Origin of the sequence: Pinisolibacter sp., assembly GCF_036782435.1 — a bacterium.
GTDB lineage: Bacteria > Pseudomonadota > Alphaproteobacteria > Rhizobiales > Ancalomicrobiaceae > CALBKH01.
In genome coordinates, this window is sequence record NZ_DAIPZB010000109.1 from 1 (window position 1) to 1,570 (window position 1,570).

Below are 1,570 nucleotides of genomic sequence, written 5' to 3' on the forward strand. Positions count from 1 at the left end.
CGTCGGCCGCAGCCGTTGCCGGACCGTCCCGACCGTCGAGCCGATCGCCCTCTCGAAAGGCCGAGACGCGGTCCCTCCGACCAGGGAACAAGCCCGCGGGCACGACGACGACACCCCTCCCCTGCCCCATCCCGCTCACGGGACCCGGGTCCTGAATCGTTCGGCGTCGTCCCCGACGAGTTGCGTCCGGATCCAATCCCCCAAGCCACTCGCTCCGTAGCTGCAGAGATCTTCATTGAAGTCCCCGAGCCTCGGCACCAGGATCACCGCTTCGATTCCGAGCGCCATCGCCCGGTCGAGCAATCGCGTGCAGGCGCCCTCCCCGGCCGGGTCACGGTCGCGGAGCACATAGAGGCGGCGACAGGTTGCCGGAAGACGGACGGCCGCGAGGTGTGCCGCCGAGAGCGCGGCGATCACCGGAAGGCAGGGCAGAGCCTGTCGGATCGAGAGCACCGTCTCGATACCTTCACCGGCCGCCAGCACGTCGTCCACCACCCCGAACCTGACGGCATTCCCGAGGAGATCGCCCATCGCCTTCCTCGGCGGATCGATCGCGGCCTTGTCCGATCCGTCGGCAGCGAGCCACGTGCGATGAACGCCGGTGAGCCGACCATCGAGATCGGTGACGGCGGCGATCAGCGCCGGGTGAGCTTCGGTCGGGCCGGTGTCGGGTCGCCACCAGCAACGGGGATGGAAGCGCAGGCTTTCAGTGCCGGAGAGATCGGTGAGACCGCGGGCATGTAGGTAGGTCTCTGCGAGCGTTCCACCGATCGGCTGCGACATGCGGAAGAGTCGGCGGGCGGCCTCCACCGACCGCGCCGGAGACAGTGCTGAGCTCGGTCTTTGCTGTGCCGATCCAACCTCGCCCCGCGCGTCCCCGAGAAACCTCCGGGCCTCCGTGACGACATCGGCGAAACGGGTCAGCCCGAGCGCCTCACGGACGACGTCGAGGAGATCACCGTGTTCACCGCTCGCGGCATCGCACCATTTTCCGGCGCGTCCACGGGCGTCGTCGAAGAGCCGAACGAACATCGAGCGGCCCGGCGTGTTGCGGGCGTCGCCGACCTGCCAGTAGCGGCCCTGTCGGCGACCGTTGGAGAGATAGAAGCGGCACACCGCCTCGGCACGACGGGCCAGACGATGCGCCAGTTCCGAAGCGTCAGGCCGGGCCATCAGGAGGCCTCGCGCTCGGTGATGCGGCGGATCGGATAGGCGTCGAGGAGCCGGCCGAGGATGTCGATGCCACCCGCGTCGGTGGGAACGAAGAACCGCAGCTTCCACGAGATGATCTCGGTGAAGAGGCCGTAAGCACGCAGCCGGTCGCGCATCGCCTCGGTGAAGCCGACAAGCTCGATGCGATGGGCCCCCATGACGCGCACCCTGCGCAGTTGGAGGTCTTGCTCGAGGTCGAGGTTGGTTCGCCCCTCGATCAGCGCGGCATGGGCCGCCGCAGGTGAGAGTGTCGGAGCATCCGTCGCGGTCACGGCTGCGGCCCAGGCGGGCGAGACGCGGCGCCCGATGATGCGCTCGCCGTCGTCGGTCTGGAGGCGATAGACCCGAGTCGACTCGT

The 1,570-nt window shown here is 68.8% G+C and carries 2 protein-coding genes; both read right to left on the reverse strand.

Annotated elements, in window-relative coordinates:
* Window positions 1–135: 135 nt before the first annotated feature.
* Window positions 136–1,173, reverse strand: coding sequence for a DUF7146 domain-containing protein (locus V7Q42_RS21390; protein WP_333826295.1), 1,038 nt, complete (start codon window positions 1,171–1,173; stop codon window positions 136–138).
* Window positions 1,173–1,570: hypothetical protein (locus tag V7Q42_RS21395; protein WP_442958248.1), on the reverse strand; the 398-nt coding region annotated here is incomplete at its 5' end. The genes V7Q42_RS21395 and V7Q42_RS21390, both read right to left, overlap by 1 nt.

Coding starts and splice junctions, on each gene's coding strand:
- V7Q42_RS21390 (WP_333826295.1), bottom strand. CDS start 1,173: ATGGCCCGGCCTGACGCTTCGGAACTGGCGCATCGTCTGGCCCGTCGT.